At 59.6% G+C, this 24,921-nt stretch carries 15 protein-coding genes and 1 pseudogene; 12 read left to right on the top strand and 4 right to left on the bottom strand.

The window, feature by feature from the left end; translation table 11 throughout:
* The first annotated feature begins 267 nt into the window (after positions 1-267).
* The 3 genes from BFQ00_RS14355 (at position 268) to BFQ00_RS30055 (ending at position 11,506) form a co-directional block, all read left to right on the top strand.
* Positions 268-9,393, top strand: a complete 9,126-nt coding sequence (locus BFQ00_RS14355; protein ID WP_065933890.1) for a non-ribosomal peptide synthetase — start codon at positions 268-270, stop codon at positions 9,391-9,393.
* 149 nt (positions 9,394-9,542) lie between these two features.
* A complete protein-coding gene (locus tag BFQ00_RS14350; RefSeq protein ID WP_065933889.1) occupies positions 9,543-10,751 on the top strand; it encodes an MFS transporter in 1,209 nt (402 codons plus the stop codon).
* Between the two features lie 245 nt (positions 10,752-10,996).
* Positions 10,997-11,506 carry a hypothetical protein gene (locus tag BFQ00_RS30055; RefSeq protein ID WP_256536529.1) on the top strand — a complete coding sequence of 170 codons (510 nt, stop codon included), beginning with the start codon at positions 10,997-10,999 and terminating at the stop codon, positions 11,504-11,506.
* 93 nt (positions 11,507-11,599) lie between these two features.
* On the opposite strand, the gene BFQ00_RS30475 is transcribed toward BFQ00_RS30055, so the two are convergent.
* From BFQ00_RS30475 to BFQ00_RS14335, 3 genes and pseudogenes are all read right to left on the bottom strand, one after another.
* On the bottom strand, positions 11,600-12,388 hold the full coding sequence (locus BFQ00_RS30475) for a methyl-accepting chemotaxis protein (RefSeq protein WP_371914198.1): 789 nt from the start codon (positions 12,386-12,388) through the stop codon (positions 11,600-11,602).
* Between the two features lie 69 nt (positions 12,389-12,457).
* Positions 12,458-13,225 (bottom strand): annotated as a pseudogene (locus BFQ00_RS30470) (MCP four helix bundle domain-containing protein); the annotation flags it as partial.
* 273 nt (positions 13,226-13,498) lie between these two features.
* Positions 13,499-14,434: an AraC-like ligand-binding domain-containing protein gene (locus BFQ00_RS14335; protein WP_065933887.1), complete on the bottom strand. Its 936-nt coding sequence runs from the start codon at positions 14,432-14,434 to the stop codon at positions 13,499-13,501.
* A gap of 332 nt (positions 14,435-14,766) precedes the next feature.
* Between BFQ00_RS14335 and BFQ00_RS14330 the strand changes: the two genes are divergently transcribed.
* The 6 genes from BFQ00_RS14330 to BFQ00_RS14305 all read left to right on the top strand — a co-directional run bounded on the left by BFQ00_RS14330 (position 14,767) and on the right by BFQ00_RS14305 (position 21,048).
* Positions 14,767-15,825: an aliphatic aldoxime dehydratase gene (locus BFQ00_RS14330; protein ID WP_065933886.1), complete on the top strand. Its 1,059-nt coding sequence runs from the start codon at positions 14,767-14,769 to the stop codon at positions 15,823-15,825.
* 81 nt (positions 15,826-15,906) lie between these two features.
* A complete protein-coding gene (locus BFQ00_RS14325; protein ID WP_065884999.1) occupies positions 15,907-16,773 on the top strand; it encodes a transporter in 867 nt (288 codons plus the stop codon).
* 151 nt (positions 16,774-16,924) lie between these two features.
* A complete protein-coding gene (locus BFQ00_RS14320; protein ID WP_065933885.1) occupies positions 16,925-18,439 on the top strand; it encodes an amidase in 1,515 nt (504 codons plus the stop codon).
* A 70-nt stretch (positions 18,440-18,509) separates the two neighbouring features.
* Positions 18,510-19,103, top strand: a complete 594-nt coding sequence (gene nthA, locus BFQ00_RS14315; RefSeq protein WP_065933884.1) for a nitrile hydratase subunit alpha — start codon at positions 18,510-18,512, stop codon at positions 19,101-19,103.
* Between the two features lie 38 nt (positions 19,104-19,141).
* Entirely contained in the window at positions 19,142-19,798 is a 657-nt protein-coding gene (gene nthB / locus BFQ00_RS14310; RefSeq protein WP_065933883.1) for a nitrile hydratase subunit beta, read from the top strand.
* Positions 19,795-21,048 carry a GTP-binding protein gene (locus BFQ00_RS14305; RefSeq protein ID WP_065933882.1) on the top strand — a complete coding sequence of 418 codons (1,254 nt, stop codon included), beginning with the start codon at positions 19,795-19,797 and terminating at the stop codon, positions 21,046-21,048. Before nthB ends, BFQ00_RS14305 begins: the two co-directional genes overlap by 4 nt.
* Positions 21,049-21,138: 90 nt before the next feature.
* Here BFQ00_RS14305 and BFQ00_RS30050 read toward each other — a convergent pair whose 3' ends face one another.
* Positions 21,139-21,273 carry a hypothetical protein gene (locus BFQ00_RS30050; RefSeq protein WP_256095189.1) on the bottom strand — a complete coding sequence of 45 codons (135 nt, stop codon included), beginning with the start codon at positions 21,271-21,273 and terminating at the stop codon, positions 21,139-21,141.
* Between the two features lie 233 nt (positions 21,274-21,506).
* Between BFQ00_RS30050 and BFQ00_RS14300 the strand changes: the two genes are divergently transcribed.
* From BFQ00_RS14300 to BFQ00_RS14290, 3 genes are all read left to right on the top strand, one after another.
* Complete coding sequence (locus BFQ00_RS14300) at positions 21,507-22,247, top strand: hypothetical protein (protein ID WP_065892825.1); 741 nt, start codon at positions 21,507-21,509, stop codon at positions 22,245-22,247.
* A gap of 140 nt (positions 22,248-22,387) precedes the next feature.
* Positions 22,388-22,669 (top strand): hypothetical protein, encoded by a 282-nt coding sequence (locus BFQ00_RS14295; protein WP_065885006.1) that lies wholly within the window; start codon positions 22,388-22,390, stop codon positions 22,667-22,669.
* Between the two features lie 139 nt (positions 22,670-22,808).
* The gene (locus BFQ00_RS14290) at positions 22,809-24,920 is read left to right on the top strand and encodes a TonB-dependent receptor family protein (RefSeq protein WP_065933881.1); all 2,112 of its coding nucleotides are present in this window, start codon (positions 22,809-22,811) and stop codon (positions 24,918-24,920) included.
* The last annotated feature ends 1 nt before the right edge of the window (position 24,921 follow it).

The raw sequence follows: 24,921 nt of genomic DNA, 5'->3' as shown, positions 1-24,921 counted from the left end.
TTTATTTGTCCACGGGCATCGCCGGTAGGGGCGTAGATAACTTGTTTTTTTACTGAGATTTGCCTGGAGGGCCTGTGATACGTGGGCCTGATGCCAAAACTGACTTACACGAAAGACCTTGGTCAGTTCTAATGATCAATACGTTACCTTCGAATGGATTAGGGTAATTGGCCGCCTGGGGCGGGCGATGATTTTCATGGAATTGCACTTCCTGAGGAGGTGCAATCAATCGTTAAGAAGTGAGTTAGTTCACTTCTGGAGGCAAGGATGCACCACCTGTTTACGGCTGAAGATTCCATTCACGTGTGTATTCACACGCTGTTTGAGGCACACGTTGCGCGCCATCCCGAGGCAAGGGCGTTGGTTTTTGAAGGGCAAGTGCTTAGCTATGACGAACTCAATGTCAAAGCTAATCAATTGGCGCATCGGCTGATCGGGTCAGGCGTCAGGCCTGACCAGCCTGTGGCAATCTGTGTTGAGCGCTCTCCTGCGATGGTGGTTGGCCTGATGGCAATCCTTAAGGCGGGCGGTGCTTATGTGCCTCTTGATCCCGAAAGTTCGGGAGAGCGGCTAGCGTTCATTCTCGGTGATACGGCCCCGGTTCTGGTACTCGCAGATGCGACCGGGCGCGATGCGCTAGGGAGCGCTCTGGAGGCTTATACCGTCCTTGATCCCGCTGATCGCTTTGTTGAGGCGCGCACGAACCCCGAGGTGGCTGGCCTCACCGCTGACAACCTCGCTTACATCATCTATACCTCCGGCTCAACCGGGCAGCCCAAGGGCGTCATGGTCGAGCATGCTCAAGTGGTGCGTCTTTTCGACACGACACATGGATCCTTCGGTTTCAACACCACTGACGTCTGGTGCCTTTTCCACTCATTCGCGTTTGACTTTTCGGTCTGGGAACTGTGGGGCGCGCTGCGTTATGGCGGCACGTTGGTGTTGGTTTCCCATGCCGTCACCCGCACACCGAAAGCGTTTTACCAGCTTATTTGTGAGCAGGGCGTTACCGTCCTGAACCAGACCCCAAGCGCCTTCACCGCCTTGATGGAATACACGCAACCTTTATCGGACCGATTGCGCTATGTCATTTTCGGCGGCGAAGCGTTGCAGCCGGCGACCTTGCGCGACTGGTATGGCGCAAGGGGAGCGTCCGGTCCACAACTGATAAACATGTACGGGATCACTGAAACCACTGTTCACGTCACTTTTTACGCGCTTACATCTTTGGATACGCAACTGGCCGACAGCGTGATCGGCCAGTGTTTGCCGGATCTGAACGTGTATCTTCTGGATGCGCACGGTCAGCCCGTTCCCGTCGGGGAAGTGGGGGAAATCTATGTCGCGGGCGCCGGTGTGACGCGCGGTTATCTGAACCGGCCAGAGCTGACGGCAGAACGCTTCTTGCATGATCCTTTCTCCGGCAAGCCCAACGCGCGGATGTACCGGTCCGGAGATTTGGCCCGTTATCTGCCGGACGGCAATCTGGCGTTCCTGGGGCGCAATGACGATCAAGTGAAGGTCCGCGGTTTTCGCATTGAGCTGGGTGAAATTGCAGCCAAGTTGGCAGAACACCCTGGCGTGCGTGAGGCGGTCGTCGTGGCGCAAGGCGAACAGACCGACAAACGCCTGGTGGCTTATGTATTGACGCAGTCCGAGGTTTCGGACGCAGACGTTGCGTTGGCGGGCGCACTACGGGATTACCTGAGCCACCGTCTACCCGGTTATATGGTGCCGTCTGCTTTTGTGCAGATGGACAGCTTCCCGTTGACGGCCAATGGCAAGCTTGATCGCAAGGCTTTGCCCGTCCCGCAAGAAAGTGCTTATGCCCTTGAAGCCTACGAGGCTCCGGTAGGCGCTACAGAGGTCCTTCTTGCCGGAATGTGGTCGGAGCTGTTGGGCGTTGAGCAAGTCGGTCGTCAGGACAACTTTTTCGCCCTCGGCGGCCATTCGCTCATGGCCGTACGCTTGGCCAATCGTATAGCCGTCACCGGGGCGGAATTATCCATTGCATCCTTGTTTTCCTCGCCAACGCTTCAGGCTGTGGCTTCGGCGGTCGACGCCCGACGAAATGCAGGTGCTGAGGCGTGCGAATCTATCCAGCGCCTGCCTCGTGCGCAGCCCCTGCCATTGTCTTTCGCGCAACAGCGGTTGTGGTTCCTGGCGCAATTGGACAGCGGCATCAGCGACGCTTATCACATCCCCCTGGCGCTGAGATTGCGCGGCCAACTGGACGTGAAGGTTCTGCAGCAAGCACTCGATGCACTGTGGTCGCGCCATGATGCATTGCGATCGGTTTTCGTTACCCAGGCGGGTGAGGTCGAAGTACGTCTGCTGGGCAGCAATCAGGGTTTGCCATTGCGCGAGATCGATCTGGTTGGCCCCGACCCGCAAATGCAGCTTGCAACGCTTTGTACTCAAGAGGCTCGCGAACCCTTTGATCTCGCCGCAGGCCCGTTGATCCGAGCATGCCTAGTACGTGTGCCTGACGCCGAGTGCGCTAGTGAGCACGTACTGTTACTGACGCAACACCACATCGTTTCGGATGGCTGGTCGCTCGGTGTCCTGTTGCCAGAACTGAGCGCACTTTACACCGCGTTCAGTCACCGTCTGGCCGATCCATTGCCGCCGTTGCCTGTCCAGTATCCCGACTACGCCGCCTGGCAGCGGCAATGGCTGTCCGGGGAGCGCTTGAACGAACAGGCGGCGTACTGGAAAAAGACGCTGGCTGATGCGCCAACGCTACTCGATCTGCCAACTGATCGGCGCCGGCCCGAGCAACAATCCCTTGTCGGCGCCTCGGTGCCTATCGAATTCAGTGCAGAGCTCACAACGGCCCTAAAGCGTTTCTGTAAGGAGCAAGGCATCACGCTCTTTATGGCAGTATTGGCGGCTTGGTCGGCGGTGCTGTCACGTCTGTCGGGGCAGGAAGATATTGTGGTTGGCGTGCCCAGTGCCAATCGGGGCCATAGTGAGATTGAGTCGTTGATAGGTTTTTTCGTCAACACACTGGCCTTGCGCGTTGATCTTGGCGGCAACCCGAGCGTTGCCGAGCTGACTGCGCGAGTACGCGAGCGAGCACTCCAGGCCCAGGATTATCAGGACCTGCCATTCGAACAGGTGGTAGAGATAATCCAGCCATCCAGGCGTTTGAGCCATACGCCTCTGTTTCAAGTGGTATTCGCCTGGCAAAACTTCGATGCAGGCCAATGGGACTTACCCGGCCTGGAAGTCAGCACGGTGGGTTCTTCCTATGCAGTAGCCCGGTTCGATCTGGAATTGAATCTGGCCGAAGCGGGCGACCAAATTGTGGGCGCCCTTGGTTATGCAACGGCCTTGTTCGACGCGGCCACGATCGAGCGTCACGTGGGATATCTGAAGAATGTCCTTGGCGTGATGACACAGGATGCGGGCCAGACTGTCGCAAAAATAAACCTGCTTGACCCGTCGGAGCGCACCCTGCTGCTCAAGACATGGAACTCGATGGATGAAGCCCAGCCGGCGCATCGGTGTATTCACCAGCTGTTCGAAGAGCAGGCTGCGTTGAATCCTGAGGCAACGGCACTGGTCTTTGAGGGCAACTCGGTTAGCTATGGCGATCTCAACCTCAGGGCCAATCGGTTGGCGCACCGGATGATTGCTTTGGGTGTCGAGCCTGACCAGCGCGTGGCGATCTGTGTGGAGCGCTCTGTGGCGATGGTCGTCGGCCTGCTGGCGACCCTGAAAGCGGGGGGCGCCTACGTGCCGCTCGACCCTGAGTATTCGGGCGAGCGACTGTCGTTCATCCTGGGTGATACGGCACCGGTGCTGGTGCTGGCTGACGCGGCCGGGCGCCACGCCCTTGATGACGCCTTGCAGGGGCGAACCGTACTTGATCCAAACGAGGCTCATGCACAAGCGCCAGTCGAAGCGGAGGCTGATCCACAGGTTCCCGATCTTACCCCAGAGAATCTCGCGTACATTATCTACACGTCGGGTTCAACCGGCCAGCCCAAAGGGGTGATGATCGAACATGCTCAGGTGGTGCGCCTGTTCGACACGACGCACGCCGATTTTGCTTTCGCGGCGAGTGATGTCTGGTGCCTATTCCACTCTTTTGCCTTCGACTTTTCGGTGTGGGAACTGTGGGGGGCCCTTCGTTATGGTGGCACCCTTGTATTAGTGCCCCATGCGATCAGCCGTTCAGCGCAAGCGTTCTATCAGTTGATTTGCGAGCAGGGCATCACCGTTCTGAATCAGACCCCGAGCGCCTTCACCGCCCTGATGAAATATGCGCAGCCGTCAGCGGACCGGCTGCGTTATGTCATATTTGGCGGCGAAGCGCTGCAACCCTCGACTCTGCGCGAATGGTATGACCAACGAGGGGACTGCGGCCCGACATTGGTGAACATGTACGGGATCACTGAAACGACGGTCCATGTCACTTATTACCCGCTGACATCAGTCGATGCGCAACAAGACGAAAGCGTGATTGGCCGACGTTTGCCAGACTTGAACGTCTACCTTCTCGACACCTTCGGCCAGCCTGTGCCGTTGGGGGCTACGGGGGAAATCTACATCGGCGGTGCCGGCGTTGCGCGGGGTTATCTGAACCGTCCCGAACTGACGGCCGAACGCTTCCTGCGCGATCCTTTCGTGGGTGAGTCCGGAGCGCGGATGTACAGGTCCGGGGATTTGGCTCGGTATCTTGCGAACGGGACCCTGGTGTTCCTGGGGCGTAATGACGATCAGGTCAAGATTCGCGGTTTTCGGATTGAGCTGGGCGAAATTGCCTCCCGATTGGCTGAGCATCCGGCCCTTCGCGAAGCGGTAGTGGTGGCGCAGGGTGAGGCTGCCGACAAGAGATTGGTCGCCTACGTCGTCGCGGATTCCGATGTTCAAGGTATTCCAGACACTGGCCAGGCCGGCTTGGCGCTGGCGGGCGCGCTGCGTGATTACCTGATGGACCGTTTGCCCGATTATATGGTGCCATCGGCGTTCGTGCGCATGGACAGCTTACCCCTCACAGGCAACGGCAAGCTGGATCGGCGAGCATTGCCGACTCCAGAGGACGACGCCTTTGCCCATGGGATCTACGAGGCACCGTTGGATTGGATAGAGGTCGTGCTTGCCGGAATTTGGTCAGAGCTGCTTGGCGTTGAGAAAGTCGGTCGCCATGACAACTTCTTTGCCCTCGGCGGGCATTCACTTATGGCGGTGCGATTGATCGAGCGGTTACGCCGTGAGGACTTGAGCCTGGCTGTACGGGATTTATTCCAGGCGCCGGTTTTGTCAGTGCTGGCTGGGAAGCTTGGTCAGTATCGGGAAGAACGGGTGCCGCCCAATCTTATCGGGTCTGACACGCGTATTATCACGCCCGAACTGTTGCCGCTGATTGATCTCAATCAATCGGACATCGACTCGATCGTTTCACAGGTTCCTGGGGGGGTTGCCAATATCCAGGATATCTACGCGCTCTCACCCATGCAGGACGGCATCCTTTTCCACCATCTATTGGCGAAGGAGGGCGACCCCTACTTGCTGGTTGCGCAGATGGCCTTTGCCGATCGTGAAACACTGGAAGGGTATCTTCACGCTGTTCAACAGGTTGTGAACCGTCACGACATTCTGCGCACCGCCTTTGTCTGGGAGGGGTTGTCTCGTGCAGCGCAAGTTGTCTGGCGACAGGCTTCTCTCTCGGTCACCGAGGTGATGCTCGATCCGACGAAAGGCCCTGTTACCGATCAGCTTTCGCGGCGCTTTGATTCCTGTCGGCATCGGATCGACCTGACTCAGGCACCCGTGCTGCGCTTTATCATCGCGCATGACCCTGAGGCAGACCGGTTCATCCTGGTGCAACTGCAACATCACTTGATTGACGATGCCTCGTCATTGCAGTTCTTTTATCACGAGGTACAGGCCTTCATCGCTGGGCGTGGTGAGACACTGCCGCCGCCCCAACCTTTCCGTAACCTGATAGGCCAGGTACGGTCAGGTAAGAGCATGGCGGAGCATGAAGTTTTCTTCAGGTCCATGCTGGCTGACATAGAGGAGCCGACGCTGCCCTTTGGTCTGGCGAAAGTGCATCTGGACGGGACACAGGTAAGCCAGACCTACCGCATGATCCCGACCGAGCTGAATGAGCGGTTACGGGCGCAGGCAAAGCGGTTGAACGTGAGTCTGGCCAGCCTTTGCCATGTGGCCTTTGCCCAAGTACTGGCGCGCACCAGCGGCCAGGAAAAAGTTGTGTTTGGTACGGTGCTGTTCGGGCGCATGCAAGCCGGTCATGGTTCAGATCGGGCGATGGGCATGTTCATCAATACGCTGCCGATCCGATTTGACTCAGGTGGCATGGGGACCGCCCACAGTGTCCAGCAGGGACATGAACGCCTGGCGGCATTGCTCGCCCACGAGCATGCCTCACTGGCGCTGGCGCAACGGTGCAGTGGGGTCGCCACCGGCACGCCGTTGTTCAGCGCTTTGCTCAACTACCGTCACAATGATCTGGCGGGCGCTGACAATATTGTCCAGACCCTGGGGCAAATGAAGGGTGCGCAGTTCTTGAGCGAGCAAGAGCGGACCAATTACCCGTTCACCTTGTCTGTCGAAGATTTCGGTCACTCGCTGGGGCTGACGACTCAAGTGGTGGCGCCGTTCGATTCCGCTCGTGTGGGTGCCTACATGGAACAGGCATTGGACAGCCTGGCGCAGCTCCTGGACCACTCGCCGCAGCGTCCGGTTCGACAGCTGAATATTCTGCCGGCGGCAGAAAGCACATTGCTGCTCAAGACGTGGAACCCGATGCACGCCTCACCTGCGCAGGAGCTATGTATTCATCATCTGTTTGAGGCGCAGGTGGCGCGCACCCCACAGGCAACAGCGTTGATTTGTGACGGTGACACGCTCAGTTATTCTGAACTCAATGCCAAGGCCAATCAGCTGGCAATGCGGTTGGTCGAGTTGGGCGTGGGGCCAGACCAGCGCGTGGCTATTTGTGTCGAGCGCTCCATGGCCATGATTGTGGGTCTCTTGGCTATCCTGAAGTCGGGCGGCGCCTATGTGCCGCTTGACCCGGCTTATCCGGCAGATCGTCTGGCATACATCCTGGACGACACGGCCCCCCTGTTGGTGCTGGCCGATTGGACCGGGCGACAAGCGCTTGGTGGGGCCTTACTGCCTTATCCGGTGCTTGACCCGAATGAAATACCGACTGGAGCGGATGCCAATCTGCAGATAGACGATCTCACATCCCGTCACCTCGCTTACTTGATCTATACCTCGGGATCAACCGGGCACCCCAAGGGGGTCATGATCGAGCACCGCGGATTGATCTCATCGACATTTGCAAGGAATACGTTTTATAAGTCAGGTCTCGGCGACGTATTTCTGCTGCTGTCGTCCATGGCGTTCGACAGCTCCGTGGCGGGTATTTTCGGAACCTTAACGACCGGCGGCGCCTTGTGTCTGCCCGGTAGCGAGGCGGTTGTGGACCCCTGCATCATCAGCCGCGTCCTGATTGCAAATAAAGTCACGTCCTTGCTGATGGTGCCGTCGCTTGCAAGATTGGTTCTTGCGCAGGTCGCCCAACGTGGCTATGCGCGATTGCGTCAGGTGATAGTGGCGGGTGAAGCCTGTCCTGGGCAGTTGGTGCAGGAGGTGGCCTCAGCCTTTGCGGCGGTTGAGTTGTTCAATGAATATGGGCCGACTGAAGCGACAGTCTGGGCGGCGGTCCATCGTTGTTCCTGCGATGACGTTGATCCGGTTCCGATAGGCCGTCCTATTTCAAGCGCTTGCATTTACCTTCTGGACGCCCATGGCACGCCCGTTCCGCTGGGAGCGGTCGGTGAAATTTACATTGGGGGCGCAGGGGTCGCGCGTGGCTATCTGAACCTTGCCACATTGACGGATGAGCGCTTCTTGCCCGATCCATTTTCCGCTACGCTCGATGCGCGCATGTATCGAACAGGGGACTTGGCCCGTTATCAAGCCAATGGAAATCTGGTGTTCCTGGGGCGTAATGACGACCAGGTCAAGATTCGTGGCTTGCGGATCGAGCCGGGCGAAATCGCTGCCAGGCTGGCTGAGCACCCGTCCATCCGCGAGGCGGTGGTGGACGTGCAAGGTGCAGACCCGGACAAACGCCTGATCGCGTATGTAGTGGTGCAGCCGGCCGATGATATTTCCATACCCGGCACCGACACCGATGCGAGTCGGCCTATGGCAGGACGATTAAGAGATTATCTGAGTGAGCGTCTACCCGACTACATGGTGCCAGCAGCCTTTGTGCAGATTGAACACTTGCCGCTGACGCCGAATGGCAAGCTTGACCGGCGGGCCTTGCCTGCTCCTGGGGATGAGGCCTTTGCCCACGCGGCATATGAGCCGCCGCAAGGTGCAACGGAGACGATCCTGGCAGCACTCTGGTCAGAGTTGCTCGAGCTCGAGCGCATCGGTCGGCAGGACGATTTTTTCGCACTCGGCGGTCATTCGCTGATGGCCGTTCAGATGATGCAGAAGATCAGAAATCATGGTTTGGAATGTTCGCTGAGCGACATTTTCCAACACCCCCGATTGACCAACCTTGCTGCTCAGGTCGCACAGTCTTCCCTGCTTGATCTGCGGATCGGTGCGATTACCGTACGCGCGGACGGTGCTGAGTGCCCGGTGTTTTTCGTGCCCTCGGGGTTGGCCGATTATTCGTATGCTATTTCGCTTGCCCAGCAAATCCGCGCCAGTTGCCCGATTCATGTATTGCCGTGGGCCGCTATTGGCGAGCCTTTGCCGCACTCTTTGGAAAATATGGCAGAAAGGATCATACCGCTCATGCAGGCGATCCAGCCTGAGGGGCCGTACCGCCTTGCCGGGTATTCTTCGGGTGGGATTCTTGCCTATGCCATCGCCCAGGCACTGACAGCAAAGGGAGCCAGTATCGAGTTTTTAGGTTTCATCGATGTGCCTGCACCGCATAAGTTGCCCTATAAAGACCACGACATCAGGCGCTACTTTATTGAGCATGTGAAAGCGGCTTCCTCGCAAACGGAGCGAGATAAGTTCGATGTGCTCGATGAGGTGCAGGAGATTTGCGAGCTGATCAAAAAAGCTCAGGCGTTGGGTGGCTATGATGTCAACGCTGACATCGTACTGGAGGCCGCCAAATGGCACGGCATCTATCATTTCTCGCAGATTGCGCGTGCCTACAAACCCGAACCGTTACCGGTCAATCTCCATCATTTTTTCGCGACTGAACCTGAGCACGGTGCTTTATCTCAGGTTGACAGGGTTGGCGGCTGGCGCGAGTTGCTGCCTGACTTGGCGATCAGTTCGGTAGCGATTCCAGGCGATCACGTCTCGATGATGGAAGATATCCATAACCGCACGTACTTGGCCGCAGCCTTGAATCGAGCGCTACTGTAGAGGGTTGCGCCGATCTGCATGCAAGTGGACCGTCGCTACCCGCTTGCATGCACCTGCAAATAACCAATCAGCGCTGATGCCGGCCTTATCGGTGCGTGCCTCATGCGTCGGGCTGCTTATCAGCAACACATTATAAAAAAGGAGTAATCATGGCGAATCCCTATCGCGAACTGTTCGCTACGCCGGGCGTCGTAGGATTGGTAGTTGCGAGTTCGATTGCCCGCCTGCCACAGGCAATGATCGGCATCGGCATTATTACCATGCTGGTGCAGCAGACGGGGCTTTACTGGCTGGCGGGTTCGGTGGCCGGTACGTTCACGCTGGCGAATGCGCTGATCGGTCCGCATATCTCGAAACTTGTCGACCAGCACGGCCAACGTCGGGTTCTGCCCTACGTGACGGCCTTCAGCATTGGTATGTTGCTGGCGCTGATACTCGCCGTTTACATGGGGGCCGCTGCCTTGCTGCTGTTCGTTCTGGCGGCATTGGCGGGCACGATGCCGAGCATGCCGGCGATGATAAGAGCACGTTGGACACAGCTTTTCCGCGGCAAGCCACAGTTACATACGGCCTTCTCTCTGGACACGGTTCTGACCGAACTTGCCTTTATCATCGGCCCACCCCTTGCCATTGGCTTGAGCGTAAGTTTTTTCGCTGAAGCCGGGCCGCTTGTAGCGGTGCTGTTGCTGATTGTCGGCGTTACAGCTTTTCTCATGCAGCGCCAAACTGAGCCCACGGTGGTTGCAGGCATCAGGCGCAACGCAAGCTCGACCCTGCTTATCCCCGGCGTTCGCACCATTGTGCTTGCGCTTTTGGCGATGGGTGTGATCGGCGGATCGGTTGATGTGGCGGTTGTAGCCTTCGCCAATGCGCAGGGCTGGCCCGCGTCCGCCAGCTTCATCCTGGCCGCTTATGCGCTTGGTTCCATGATCGCCGGCCTTACATTCGGCGCACTGAGAATCTCCCTGGCGATTGAAAAGCAATTCTTTATCGGCGTGTTGATAACGGCGGCTACTTCCGTACTGCCCATTCTTTCACCGAACGTTTATATCCTGTGTGCAATGCTGTTTGTGGCCGGGATGTCCTTCGCGCCAACCATGGTGGTTGTCATGAACCTGGGCACGATCATTCTTCCACCGTCCCGGATCACCGAAGGGCTTACATGGATGACCACAGGGATCAGTATCGGTGTCGCGCTTGGTGGCGTGCTGGCGGGGCTTGTGATTGACTTTCATGGCGCGCAGGCTGGGTTTGGCGTAGCCATTGGCGCGGGTCTGTTGATGGTGATGGTGGTACTTTTGGGGCTGCGTACACTTCGTGCCACGGCTGCGGTTGGCACCGAGCTGAACTTTCAATGAGGGGCACTCAGACACTAGCGCCACGACGGCCAGTGCCATTGCCCCATAAAATCCGTGGTCTTTCTGACGAGCTTTTACTCGTCACCTCGCTGTTTTTTTACTACCATCGTTAATCTGCGTACTCAAGGAAGAGCGGCTGAGCGCCTTGAGGCTGGTAGAAATTCATGCTCGATCATTGAATGAGTCATGGCTTTTACCCAGAACCTAACGACTCAGCTAACCGAAATGACCTGTTGGTGGAACCGATGAATAAAATGTGTGGCATCGTTGCAGTGCTAGGGATTGCCCTCTCGGGATGCGCTATTAAAACTCCAGAAAAACCTGAAGTGACACCACCTCCTGCCGTCGTCCAGCAAGAAGCGCCTGAGGCCGCAACTCCGGCACCCGCACAATCGCCTGCGCGATATGAGGCTGCACCTGCGAACGCCAGTGCTTACGCCGCAGTGCCTTACTCACCGCAGGCGGCAGAGCCGGAGCAAGAGCCGGAATCAGAGACAAAACTCAACCAGAATCGCGCTGAGCAGTGCCGTAAAGAGTTGGATGTCCTGAAGGTTTACAACAAGGCGTCTTACGACAAATACGAGGTCGAATACCAGGCCATTGCCAGCAAGACCGCTAAATACATGGAAGTTAAGGATTCACTGGGCGCCGATTTGAACTATATGGTCATGCCTGCCTATCAATTTCAAATTCGTGAGTTCTGCTTCCGCGTTAAGACCCGTCTGTCGGAGCTTGTGCTTCGCCAAGCCAAATAAATCCCGGGTTGCACGCCAAAACATCCAAGAGAAATCCCGCGAGCCAACTGCTCTGCGGGATTTTTTTTGCCTGTGATCGGTGTTGATCCAGCTTCAAGTCTTGAACCGCAGCACCAAGTCGTTCAAGTTGACGGCCAGGCGTGACAACTCATTGCTTGCCATCAACGTCTGGCGGGTGCCTTCGGTGCTCTGGATGGCCAGGTCGCGAATGCTGATAAGGCTGCGATCCACGTCGCGCGCTACGTGAGCCTGCTCCTCGGAAGCGGTTGCAATCTGGATATTGCGGTCGTTGATTTCCAGTACCGAATCAATGATTTGGCGCAGTGAGTGGCCAGCTTGCTCTGCGGTATCTCGGGTGGTGTACACCTCTGAGGTGCTCTTTTGCATCAACTCGACGGCGGCTGAAGAACCGGCCTGAATCGTGGAGATCATCTGTTCGATTTCCTGGGTCGACGTCTGGGTGCGGTGCGCCAGGGCCCGAACCTCATCGGCCACCACCGCAAAACCACGGCCTTGCTCGCCTGCACGTGCCGCTTCAATGGCGGCATTCAACGCCAACAGGTTCGTTTGCTCGGCAATCGCCCTGATCACGCTCAATACTTTGGAGATGTCTTGAGCCTGGCCCGCCAGTTCTTTTACCTGGCCTGACGAGACTTCTACCAGTTCCGTCAGTCCACGCATTGCCGTCAGCGTTTCAGTCACTTTCTGATTGCCCAGATCAGCCGAGACGCTGGACTGCATGGCCGCTTCGGAGGTGGAGTTGGCATTCCTGGCGACCTCTTCAACCGCCGCGCTCATTTCGGTGACGGCGGTGGCCGCTTGCTCTATCTCGCTGTTTTGCTGTTGCAGGGTGCGGTCGGCACTCTCGGTGATCGAGGTCATTTCAACGGCTGCAGTACTCAGTTGAGCAGACGCTCCCGAGATTTCTGAAATGGTGCTCCTGAGGTTGTTCTGCATCAGATTGAGTGCCTGCATCAAGCGCGAGGCTTCATCCGAACCTGTCACCTCAAGGTCGTGGGTGAGGTCGCCAGACGCTATATTTTCCGCCAACTCAAGCGAGGAGTTGATGGGGCTGACAATGCTTCTGGTAAACAAGCTCGCCAAGACGATTGTCAGGATGAATGCGACGACCAGTACCGAGATCAGCACGCTCACGCTATGGGTGTATACCGCTGTCGCCTCTTCGCCGGACTCCACCGCCTGACGCCCATTCTGCTCACGCAAGATGGTGAGCTGATCCTGATAGGCGATTGCTCGCTGCGCCTGCTCGGTGTTCGCAAAAACAACAGCCTGGTCATGATCGGAATTATCGAGGGCAAGCACTTGCTTGAGGCCGTCGATGTATACATTCATCGCCTGGCTGGTCTTCGCAAACTGGATTTCATCCTGCTCGCCGGAGATGAGGTGTTCACGGTAAAACGCGGTCTTCGACTGAAGTGCCTGTATGGCGTCTTCGACCAATGACTGCGATTTGTCATGCACCTCCCTGGTCGTACTCGAAAGCATGCGGATGCTTTCAAGGCGCGCGTGGAGCAGGGCGATTTGAATATCGTCAATGACCTGGACGCTGGGCAGTGAGTTTTGCTCGATGTCCTGCTCTGCGCTACGCAGGTGATCGATCTGTACATAGGAGAAACCTGCCAGGCTGATCAGCAGCAGTGTGATCAGGCCAAAGCAGACGAAAGCCCTGCGCGCGATATTCAAGGATCTTAATTTCATAAAGGCCTCCGGGGGCCGGGATTCAGTGGCGTGGCTTCTCCACGTCCGTTTGTGGAGCGCGGACAAGACATCCACGCGGCGCAGTGACGCTCACTCGCAGCTTGGGGGGCAGGTGCACATTCAGGAATACAAAAGAATGAATCGAGATAATAGGCGCGCTAAATAATTGCGCGATTACTAATCGCGTAGGCCTTGTTGGAAGGGGTACAGAGGCAGTTCATCCAGGCGCAGGCGCGCAGGGGGGGGCCGTGTCTTAGATGACAGCCGTGCGCTTCAGCCGCGGTGCAACAGCGTGTTCGGCGCCACACCGAATGCCTTGCGAAACGCGTGGCTGAAATGGGAGAAGTCGGAAAACCCGAAGTCCAGTGCCGCCTGGGACACACTGCGCACCTGACCGCGCTCGATCGCTTCACGGCTGGCGTTCAGGCGTTCTTTCCAGATCTCTGCAACGGGGGTCTTCTGGTAGCGTGCGAAGGCGCGCGTCACGGTGCGGGTCGATACATGGTGAGCCCGTGCGATGCCCTCAATCGACAGGTCCGGCTCGGTCAAATGCCGTTGAATGTACTGCATGATGCGGCCGTACAGGTCGAGTTCCTGGTGGGTGGTTGTCAGGTCCTGCAGCTCAAGGCTGATCACCAGCAGGTCAAGCAATGTCGCGGCATAACGCTTTGCGATGTGTTCATCCTGCATCGACGTCGGCGTGCTCGCGGCCTGGCGCAGCATTTCGCGCAAGGGGATGACCCCCGGACGACGGTCGTCGAGGACCATCGCGGTGTATTGCGCAATGCGCGGCAGACGCTCGGTGAGCAAGGCCCGCGGAATACGCACCAAGTGATTTTCGGTACCACCGAAGCTGAAGCGAAACGCCTGGGTTGCGTCGTAAAGAAACAAATTCCCCGCTGCGAGGTTGGCTTTGCGTGCACCTTGTTCAATCTGACCATGGCCATTTCGGGCGAAACCCAGCCATAAGTCTTCCGCCGGACCGCTGCGCAGATGCCGCTCGGATCGCTCCCAATAATGCAACGGCGAGGACAGCGAGCAGAGGTCCAGATCGCCGACGGAGTTGACCGTCAGGGCGCCATCAAAACTGCTCTGGGACAAGGGTTTGCTGTCGGCCGCCAGACAGTGGCGGCAGACCACTTCTTTCCAGTAATCAAAGCGACGGGGCGCAGGAACGGCAAGGGTCGAATAGTGAGTGCTCGGGTTCATGGCACGGACCTCGGTACAGCGGGCTCGAGAAGGGGTAACGGGCGTTTTTTGGCAAGCAATTAGCAGGCCAGGCGTTTGCACGGGACCTTGTGTGCCTGCCGCCTCGCTTATCTGTAACCGCAGGGGGATGAGTTCGCCCTGGGCATGCCCACCGAAAGTACGCATGCACCATCGCCGATCACGGTCGGCCCGGCGGCCGCCGCCTGTCTCGCCCAACCAAACGGTTGTCTCGACGAGCCAAGCGACCCCTGGTCGTCCCGGTCTAATTTGCACCTCGCAGCCGCTCATACCGCCCATCCGCAGGCCTGAACGAAAATAACGAGGAGCTCACTATGGAATCTGCAATCGACGCCCATCTCAAATGCCCACGCAGCCTGTCGCGCCGGGTGCCCGAGGAGTATCAGCCACCGTTCCCGATGTGGGTCGCCCGCGCAGACGAGCAGCTTGAACAGGTGGTGATGGCGTATCTCGGTGTGCAGTATCGAGGCGAGGCCCAGCGCGAAGCCGCGCTGCAAGCCATGCGTCATATTGTCGGCAGTTTCAGCCTGGCCGACGGCCCGCAGACCCATGACTTGACCCACCACACCGACAACAGCGGCTTTGACAACCTGATGGTCGTTGGCTACTGGAAAGACCCCGGCGCGTATTGCCGCTGGTTGCGTTCGGCGCCGGTCAACGACTGGTGGGCTTCACCGGACCGGCTCAATGACGGCCTTGGCTATTTCCGTGAAATCAGCGCACCGCGCACCGAACAGTTCGAGACGTTGTATGCCTTCCAGGACAACCTGCCCGGTGTCGGCGCCGTCATGGATTCGACCAGCGGCGAAATCGAGGAGCACGGTTACTGGGGCTCGATGCGCGACCGTTTCCCGATCTCCCAGACGGACTGGATGAAGCCCACCAGCGAACTGCAAGTGGTCGCCGGTGATCCGGCCAAGGGTGGCCGGGTGGTGATCATGGGGCATGACAACCTCACGCTGATTCGCTCGGGCCAGGACTGGGCGGATGCCGAGGCGGACGAGCGCTCGCTGTATCTGGACGAAATCCTGCCGACCCTGCAGGACGGCATGGATTTCCTGCGTGACAACGGCCAGGCCCTGGGCTGCTACAGCAACCGGTTCGTGCGCAATATCGACCTGGACGGCAACTTCCTGGATGTGAGCTACAACATCGGCCACTGGCGTTCGGTGGAGAAACTCGAACGCTGGGCCGAGTCGCATCCGACCCATCTGCGCATTTTCGTGACGTTCTTCCGTGTGGCTGCGGGTTTGAAAAAGTTACGCCTGTACCACGAAGTATCGGTGTCGGACGCCAAGAGCCAACTGTTCGAATACATCAACTGTCATCCCCACACCGGAATGCTGCGCGACGCGCAAACCGCAGCCGCCTGAGCGTCCCCACACGCTAAGCCCTGACTTCACCGGCTTGCCACCTCATCAGGTGGCACGGCATCCGTTTGCGAGGAATACACCATGAACAAGCTCCGCCTGCTCACACTCACCACGGTATTGCCGGTGTTCCCGGCGCACGCCGTTGAGGTCGCCCCCGGCGACTATGAGCAATACCCCGTTGGCGCGACTATCGGTGCGCTCTATTACCAGCACTCCACCACGGACTCGGCCTACGCCAAGGGGCATAAGGCGAGTTCGGATTTCAGGCTGAATTCGGATGTCGGCATCCTGCGTCTGCTGCATGTGTACGCCCTGAGCGACACGGTCACCATCGACCCGCAATTCCTGCTGCCCTTCGGGCATGTCTCCAGCGCCGGTGACGCCTCGGCGCTGGGCAGTACCCGCGGGATTGGCGACCTGATCCTGACCGCACCGGTGAAGTGGCGCTTCAACGACGCCCGCGACACCCTGAGCATTGCGCCCTACGTCTTCGTCCCAACGGGCACCTACGACAAGGATGATGGGCTGAACATCGGTGAGAACCGCTGGAAATTCGAACTGCAGAGCGCCTACGTCAAGCACTTCACGCCTCACTGGGCGGTGGACGTGGTGGGGGGCGCGACCTGGTATGGCGACAACACCGATTACGGCGCCAATGCCGACCGGCTCAAGCAGGATGTTTCCTACGCAGCGCAGCTGATGGGGCGCTATATGCCTGACGCCACCACCACCTTCGGGATCGGTTTTGGACGCACCTGGGGCGGTGAAACCAACGTCGAGCACGTCAACCAGGATAACGAGCTGGGCACCACAAACTTCCGGCTGACGGCCACCAAGTTCGTCACCGCCCAGGACCAGATCCAGCTGCAACTGGGCAAGGATCTGTCGGTGGACAACGGGCCCCGGGAAGATTTCCGCATGAACCTGCGCTACGCCCGCGTGTTTTAAGGTCGCCGTCTTGCACGGCAGCGGCCGGCTGCCCTCGAGGGTTGCGCGGGGTGTCCGGCCCAGCCAAGTCGCTGTCCGTTTCAACCAAGCCTGTGCCCACTGGCGCAGATTATCTTGAGCGCCAGGCCACCCACGATAAGGACTGCCCTCCATGGCAATCGTTCGCCCCACTCTTGAGCAACTGCAGCACATTGCGAGTCGCTTGCACATGCAGCTTCGCCCCGAGCAAGCCAGTGAATACCTGGCCCTGATGCAGGGGAGCTTCGACGCCTATGACCTGATCGACGAACTGCCCGATTTCATTCCGCCGACGCGCTACGAGCGCAGCGTGGGTTATCGCCCGTCGGCGGTGCACAACCGGCTCAACGCCTGGTATTACCGCACCGAAGTCAGCGGTGCCCGTGAAGGCAAACTGGCAGGCAAGACGGTTGCGCTCAAGGACAATATTTCACTGGCCGGCGTGCCCATGATGAACGGTGCCAAACCCCTGGAGGGCTTTGTGCCGTCGTTCGATGCCACCGTCGTCACCCGTTTGCTGGAGGCGGGCGCAACCATCCTCGGCAAAGCCACCTGCGAGCATTACTGCTTGTCCGGCGGCAGCCACACGTCCGATCCGGCGCCGGTGCACAATCCCTACCGCCGGGGGTATGCCTCGGGCGGCTCGTCTTCCGGCAGCGCGGCGCTGGTGGCCGCGGGCGAGGTCGATATGGCGGTGGGCGGCGATCAAGGCGGCTCCATCCGCATCCCTTCGGCATTCTGCGGCACCTACGGCATGAAGCCGACCCACGGCCTGGTGCCGTACACCGGCATCATGGCCATCGAAGCAACCCTCGACCACGCCGGCCCCATTACCGCAACGGTGCGCGACAACGCCTTGATGCTGGAAGTCATGGCCGGCGCGGACGGCCTCGACCCGCGCCAGGCCGCGCCGCAGGTCGACACCTACAGCGATTACCTGGACCGTGGCGTGCAAGGGCTGAGGATCGGTGTGCTGCGTGAAGGCTTCGAATTGGCCAATCAGGACCCGCGCGTCGCCGCCTCGGTGCGCAATGCCATCGCCCGGTTCGAAGAACTGGGCGCACAGGTCGAAGACGTGTCGGTGGCCGAACACCGGATTGCAGGCTCGCTGTGGCACCCGATCGGTTGCGAAGGCCTGACCATGCAGATGATGCACGGCAATGGCGCCGGGTTTAACTGGCAGGGGCTGTATGACCTCGCCTTGCTGGACAAGCAGGCCGGATGGCGCGAGCAGGCGGATGAGCTGTCCGCTTCCCTGAAGCTGTGCATGTTCGTCGGCCAGTACGGGGTCGAGCGCTACAACGGGCGCTACTACGCCAAGGCACAAAACCTCAGGCGCCTGGCGCGCGCCGGTTATGACGCGGCGTTGGCCCGCTATGACCTGCTGGTGATGCCCACCGTGCCGATCATTGCCCAACCCCACCCGGAACCGGGTTGCTCGATCACCGATTACGTGGCGCGAGCCCTGGAAATGATCGGCAACGCCTCGGCCCAGGACATTACCGGCCATCCGGCCATGTCGATTCCCTGTGGCCTGGTGGACGGTTTGCCGGTCGGGCTGATGCTCGTGGGCAAACACTACGCCGAAGGCACGATCTACCAGGCGGCCGCCGCGTTCGAAGCGGCCGTCGACTGGAAAACCGCCTAGCCGCTCCCGTGCAGCGCAACAACCATAACGCCAGGCGCTGCTTCGACCTTCACTGATGAGGAACTCACCGATGACCACCCTTGAAAAAACCACATCAACCCCGGGCGAACGCGCGCAGGCGTTATTGCAGGTGCTCAAGCAAAAGGACCTGATCCCCGAGGGCTACATCGAACACATGACGCAACTGATGGCGCACGAATGGAGTCCGCAGAATGGCGCCAGGGTGGTCGCAAAGGCCTGGGTCGACCCGCAGTTCCACGCGCTGTTGCTCAAGGACGGCACCGCCGCGTGCGCGCAGTTCGGTTATACCGGCCCGCAGGGCGAGTACATCGTCGCGCTGCAAGACACGCCGCGCCTCAAGAACGTCATTGTGTGCAGCCTGTGCTCCTGCACCAACTGGCCTGTGCTGGGCCTGCCGCCCGAGTGGTACAAGGGCTTTGAGTTCCGCGCACGCCTGGTCCGCGAAGGGCGCACCGTGTTGCGCGAGCTGGGCACTGAGCTGCCCGCCGACGTGGTGGTCAAGGTCTGGGACACCAGCGCCGAAACCCGTTACCTGGTGGTGCCGGTGAGACCTGAAGGCACCGAGCATATGACGCAAGAGCAGCTTCAGGCACTGGTCACCAAGGACGTGCTGATTGGCGTCGCCTTGCCTCGAGTTGGCTGAGCCCAGCCCCTTTTTGTTCAATTCCCGGAGGTTTCAGTATGGATGGCTTTCACGATCTCGGCGGTTTCCAGGGCTTTGGAAAAGTCCCCCACACCGTCAACAGCTTGAGCTACCAACCGGTGTTCAAGCAGGACTGGGAACACCTGGCCTACAGCCTGATGTTCATCGGTGCCGATCACTTGAAGATGTTCAGCGTGGACGAAGTGCGCCATGCCGTCGAACGCCTGGACGTTCGCCAGCATGTCGGAACCCAGTACTACGAGCGTTATGTGATTGCGACCGCAACCTTGCTGGTCGAGAAAGGCGTCATCACCCAGGCGGAGCTTGATGAGGCCCTGGGGTCTCATTTCAAGCTGGCAAACCCTGCCCGGTCGAGTGGGCGTGCGGCAATCACCGGCCGCGCCCCCTTCGAAGTGGGCGACCGGGTGGTGGTGCGAAACGAATACGTGGCCGGGCATGTGCGCATGCCGGCTTACGTACGGGGCAAGACGGGCGTGGTGCTGCACCGCACGGCAGAAAAATGGCCGTTCCCGGACGCGATCGGCCATGGCGATACGCGTGCGGCGCATCAGCCGACCTACCACGTCGAGTTTCGCGTGAAAGACCTGTGGGGCGATGCGGCCGATGAGGGGTTGGTGGTGGTCGACCTGTTCGAAAGCTATCTGGACCACGCCGACGGCACGGTGAGCGCATGACGGACGACGCCTTGACAGGCCGACTGCCGGTGACGGTGCTGTCCGGTTTCCTCGGCGCCGGCAAGACCACGCTGCTCAACCATATCCTGCGCAACCGCGAAGGCCTGCGGGTGGCAGTCATCGTCAATGACATGAGCGAGGTCAACATCGACGCCGCCGAGGTGCAGCGCGATGTGTCGCTGCACCGGGGGCGCGACGAGTTGATCGAGATGAGCAACGGTTGCATCTGCTGCACGCTGCGCGCCGATCTGCTGGAGCAGATCAGCGCCCTGGCACGTCAGCAGCGTTTCGATTACCTGCTCATCGAGTCCACCGGCATCTCTGAACCGATGCCGGTCGCGGAAACGTTCGCCTTTCTCGACGCCGACGGTTTCAGCCTCAGCGAACTGGCACGGCTTGATACGTTGGTGACGGTGGTCGATGGCAGCCGTTTCCAGGGGTTGCTGGAGTCATCGGACACCGTCGCCCGCGACGACGCACAAGGCATGACCAGGCGGCCTCTGGCGGATCTTCTGATCGAGCAGGTGGAGTACGCCAACGTCATTCTCGTCAACAAACTGGATCTGCTCGATGCGCCGGGTTACCAGGCCGTGCAGGCGATCCTGGCGGGGCTGAATCCCAGCGCGCGCATCGTGCCGATGACCCACGGCAACACCGCGTTAGCCGGCATTCTCGGTACCCACCTGTTCGATTTACCCAGCCTTGCGGCATCATCGGGCTGGATGAAACAGATGGAGGAGGGCGACGCAGCGGCCTCCGAGTCGCACACCTATGGCGTGACGTCCTGGGTCTACCGCGAGCGCGCACCTTTTCACCCGCAGCGCCTGCTCGACTTTCTCAGCCGTCCCTGGAGCAACGGACGCCTGTTGCGCAGCAAAGGTTATTTCTGGCTCGCCAGCCGACATCAGGAAACCGGTCTGCTGGCACAAAGCGGCAGGCAGTTTCAGTGGGATTATGTCGGCCGCTGGTGGAATTTCATCGATCCGGCGCAATGGCCGCAGGACCACTATCGGTTGCAGGGCATCATGGCCAAATGGGACAGGATTGTCGGCGATTGTCGCCAGGAGCTGGTCTTCATCGGCCAGGATCTGGACATCCCCGCACTGCAACGCGCGCTCGACACCTGCCTGCTGAGTGCCGAGGAAATTGCCGCCGGCCCCGCCGTCTGGCAGGCCCTGCCGGGGGCTGCAGTCTTTGATTCGCGGGCGTTGTCCACGTCAACGCACGCCTTGCAGACCGATCCCCTCTGATGGAGACGTTCCGTGTTTTTTCAGCTGAACAGCTAGGCCTGGTCATCCTGGAACACTGACGCCAGACTGAAATCGGCGCAAAACGATTCTCTACTCTACGGTGCAGATCCAGCGGTGATTGTGCCGATAGGGCGCGCGGGTGAAGTGCACGTCGGACACCAGATTCAGGCCACGCTCTTTCAGGGCTTGGGTCAGTTGTACGAGTGTTTCTGCCTGGATAGTCATTTCGCTTACCTCGTCAGATTGACTGCGTTCATAATTCTTGACCGAGAGGGCAACTCGCTAATTCAAATTTTCTACAGCGGCGATTGATGCGTTCTGAAAGCCATCGTCGCAACGCCCCGTAGTCCATTGCTTATCTGAACCCGTGGGGCTGCACTTTTTTCCATTCTCCTGATCTACCTCTGTCCCAGCCACCCGATTCCTGCGGGTGGCCAACAGCCATAGACCCGGTGCCGATGGATCGAACGTCAATTGCTTTTATCACCCGCTGGCCGCTGTTGCTGGCTGCACTGTTAGCGTTGTGTACCACTGGCTGCAGCCAGCAGCAGGGGCGTGACATCGCCAGGCAGTTCAGCGACGGCAAGCCTGATGAGTTTTTTCAAACCAGCGTGGATCGCATGGCCACCCTGGGCATGCGCGACAACCTTCAAAGTCTCTATCTGTTGATGAGCAAGCTGTACCTGCGCAACCCCAGCCAGTGGCGCCAGTCCGGTTACCCGGATGCGGTGACCGCTGCGCGGACTATTCGTCAGGCGATCGAAAACCGTCAGCCGTTGCCAGCGCTGGGGGAGCGTCGTGACCTGGCGGCCCTGAGTTATTCCTTGAGCCCGGAGTTTCGCGGGGATCGGGTGGGGGCGTTTATCTACGCGATCGGCAGCATGCTCGTGACCGCCCACGGTGGGCGCACGCAGTTTTACGTGACCGACTCCATCAACCCGCAGTTCGTCAGCAATGCCGCACGTAATATCGAGAAAGCCACCTGGCTGCTCGGCCAGCGCCAGGACGCCAATGGCGTGTTGCTGCTGTTTTCCAACGAGATATCAGAGGAGGGCAGCAACCTCAGTTTCGCCGTCGAGTTCGGCAAGATTGTCGCGCGCCTCGACCTGCTGACCCAGATACTCGATGAGCGCTACCGACGCATTGGCCTCAACTACGCGCAAAGTCTGCTGCTGATGAATTTCTTGCCTGTGCAGTGACACGCCGGCTCCAACGAACGATTAATTGGTACGGTGCGTCCCTTTCCTCTGTAGGAAGTTGCCTATCCTGCCCTCGACCGCTTGAAACCTGCCCCCGGTCGGCCCTAGCCTCGGACTTTTCTTAAACATGAGGGCCTACCTTGGGTAAGCGAAAAACGGTTTGGCCTACTGATCGCGAAATCCGCCTGCGATTTATCCTGTTTGCCGTCATCGACGCCGCGAGTGTCCAAGGGGTCGCTTCGGAGGTGCTGATACCCGCGCACAAACTGCTGCGCGACGCGCCGACGGAGGCGCAGCTATGCGACACGCTGGCCGACATATTGGCCACCGATCAGATGTACGGTTTCAGGTTTCCCGTCGGCTCCGACGCTGACGATCTGATGCAGACGCTGGAATGGTCGGGCAAGCGGGGCAGCGATTGATCACTGGTTTTTCATTTAAATAATCCTGGTCCTATACGGTTGTGGGAAACGTCCGTGACTTGGCGGGTGTGGGAGCCTTCCCATGACTGCTCGCGTGCCGGCATTGTCGTGCACGCTCCCGTATTTCAAGGACCTGCCCATGCTGTTGCGCCAACCCCCGCTGCTGTTCGCCGCCCTGACCCTCAGTTCACTGGTACAGGCCGAAGACCTGCAGTTGGCGCCGGTCGAAGTCACCGCGTCCGAAGCCAGCGCCGGCGAGATCGCCCAGGCACAGCTCAACAGCGTGCCCGGCGGCACCAACTTCATCGACATGGACAGCGTGCAGCAGGGGCGGGTGAGCACCAACGAGGATGTCTTCAAGTATCAGGCCGGGGTGTACGCCAAGGCGGCGAATAACGAAGGGGTCAAGTTGTCCATTCGCGGTTCGGGCTTGAACCGCAGCCCGGGTTCCCATGCCTCCGGGCTGTATGAAATGTTCGACGGCCTGCCGCTGACCGGCCCCGGCGGTACACCCTATGAACTCAAGGACCCGTTATGGCAGAGCCGGGTGCAAGTGCTTCGCGGCGCCAACGGTTTCGATCAGGGCGCGTTGGCCCTGGGCGGCGCCGTCAACTACGTGACCCGCACGGGTTTCGACGCGCCCAAACTGCAAGTGCGCTATGAGGCGGGCAGCCGGGGTTACGTCCAGCGTGAAATCAGTTCCGGCCAGGTGCTCGGTGATGCCGATTACTACATCAGCCTCACCGATTCGCAGTCCGACGGTTACCAGCGGCAAAGTGCCGGGACGGGCAAGGGCATCGCGGCCAACTTCGGCTATCGCTTCAACCCCAACCTTGAAACGCGCTTCTATCTGCGCTACCGCGAAACCACCAATGACACGCCGGGCAAGCTCACCCGCGAGCAGATCAGCCATGACCCGCGCGCCGCCAACAGCCTCAACGCCGCCCGCGATTCCAAACGCTTGCAACCGGGTTCCACCTGGCTTGCCAACAAGACCACCCTGCAGTTGGATGACGCCTCCCGCGTCGAGGTCGGGCTGGCCTATCACGACTATCCGATGGACCTGCGCGAAGGCACCAATCGCCTGAAAGTCGCCTACACCGACATCAGTGGCACGCTCAATTACATCCGCCAGGACAGCCTGTTCGGCCATGACAGCACCACCACCCTCGGCCTGCGCACCACCCAGGCGATGCCCAACAATGGCGCCTCCGAGTATGTGCGCGTCCCGGCCGGCAACACGGCGGGCTACGCGCCCGGCACCAAGACCCGTGACTACACCTACCTGGGCTCCGACACGGTGCTGCATATCGGCAACGAGCTGGAGCTGGTCCCCGACCTGTGGCTGACCACTGGCGTGGCCGCGATTCATACCCGCCGCGAAACCCAGGTCACCTATCCGGACGGCCAGGCACCGACGCGTCAGCACGATTGGGACTACGCGCCACGCATCGGCCTGCGCTATGACTTAACCCCGCAATTGCAGGTGTACGGCAACCTGAGCCGTTCGGTCGAGCCGCCGCACGCCTGGTCGATGATCTGGGGTTCCAATAAATACTTCAACGCTGGCCCTGCGAATGGGCTGGCACGCGAAGGCGTCAACCTGAAGAACCAGACCGCCACCACCCTGGAGGTCGGCGGGCGCGGCGAGGCCTGGCTCGGCCAGTGGGACCTGGCGCTCTACCGCTCCGAAGTGCGCCACGAACTGTTGACCGTGGAAACCCAGGCCCAGACCGCGACCGCCAGTGCCATCGTCGCCGAAGCCAATGCCAGCCCCACCGTGCATCAAGGCGTGGAACTGAGCCTGCTCAGCCCGCTGTGGGACGGCGGCCGCAATGGCCGGCTTGCGCTGCGCCAGGCCTACACCTTCAATGACTTCCACTACCGCGATGATGATCGTTTCGGCGACAACACCTTGCCCGGCATCCCCAGGCACTATTACCAGGCGCAACTGCGCTACAGCCACCCGAGCGGTTTCTACACCAGCCTCAACACCGAGCATGCCTCGCGGGTGGCGGTGGACTACGCCAATTCCTACTACGCGGCGGCCTACACCACCCTTGGCGCCACGTTCGGCTATGACGCGCCCCGGCAGGACTGGCAAGCCTGGGTCGATCTGCGCAACCTGACCAATCGGCGTTATGCCAACACCGTGACGCCGGGTTACGACGACAAAGGCATGGACGCAGCCCGTTCCACACCCGCTGACGGGCGTGGTGTTTACACCGGCGTGTCGTGGCGTTGGCGCTGAA

This window comes from Pseudomonas sp. 28 E 9 (genome assembly GCF_900004785.1).
Classification (GTDB): domain Bacteria; phylum Pseudomonadota; class Gammaproteobacteria; order Pseudomonadales; family Pseudomonadaceae; genus Aquipseudomonas; species Aquipseudomonas orientalis_A.
This window is presented reverse-complemented; position numbering and strand designations above follow the sequence as displayed.

Bases quoted from the DNA above. Each gene is read 5' to 3' on its own strand.
- BFQ00_RS30050 (WP_256095189.1), bottom strand. From the start codon at position 21,273: ATGACTATCCAGGCAGAAACACTCGTACAACTGACCCAAGCCCTGAAA.
- BFQ00_RS14330 (WP_065933886.1), top strand. From the start codon at position 14,767: ATGGAATCTGCAATCGACGCCCATCTCAAATGCCCACGCAGCCTGTCG.
- nthA (WP_065933884.1), top strand. From the start codon at position 18,510: ATGACCACCCTTGAAAAAACCACATCAACCCCGGGCGAACGCGCGCAG.
- BFQ00_RS14300 (WP_065892825.1), top strand. From the start codon at position 21,507: ATGGATCGAACGTCAATTGCTTTTATCACCCGCTGGCCGCTGTTGCTG.
- BFQ00_RS14335 (WP_065933887.1), bottom strand. From the start codon at position 14,434: ATGAACCCGAGCACTCACTATTCGACCCTTGCCGTTCCTGCGCCCCGT.
- BFQ00_RS30055 (WP_256536529.1), top strand. From the start codon at position 10,997: ATGAATAAAATGTGTGGCATCGTTGCAGTGCTAGGGATTGCCCTCTCG.
- BFQ00_RS14350 (WP_065933889.1), top strand. From the start codon at position 9,543: ATGGCGAATCCCTATCGCGAACTGTTCGCTACGCCGGGCGTCGTAGGA.
- BFQ00_RS14325 (WP_065884999.1), top strand. From the start codon at position 15,907: ATGAACAAGCTCCGCCTGCTCACACTCACCACGGTATTGCCGGTGTTC.
- nthB (WP_065933883.1), top strand. From the start codon at position 19,142: ATGGATGGCTTTCACGATCTCGGCGGTTTCCAGGGCTTTGGAAAAGTC.
- BFQ00_RS30475 (WP_371914198.1), bottom strand. From the start codon at position 12,388: ATGACCTCGATCACCGAGAGTGCCGACCGCACCCTGCAACAGCAAAAC.
- BFQ00_RS14355 (WP_065933890.1), top strand. From the start codon at position 268: ATGCACCACCTGTTTACGGCTGAAGATTCCATTCACGTGTGTATTCAC.
- BFQ00_RS14320 (WP_065933885.1), top strand. From the start codon at position 16,925: ATGGCAATCGTTCGCCCCACTCTTGAGCAACTGCAGCACATTGCGAGT.
- BFQ00_RS14290 (WP_065933881.1), top strand. From the start codon at position 22,809: ATGCTGTTGCGCCAACCCCCGCTGCTGTTCGCCGCCCTGACCCTCAGT.
- BFQ00_RS14305 (WP_065933882.1), top strand. From the start codon at position 19,795: ATGACGGACGACGCCTTGACAGGCCGACTGCCGGTGACGGTGCTGTCC.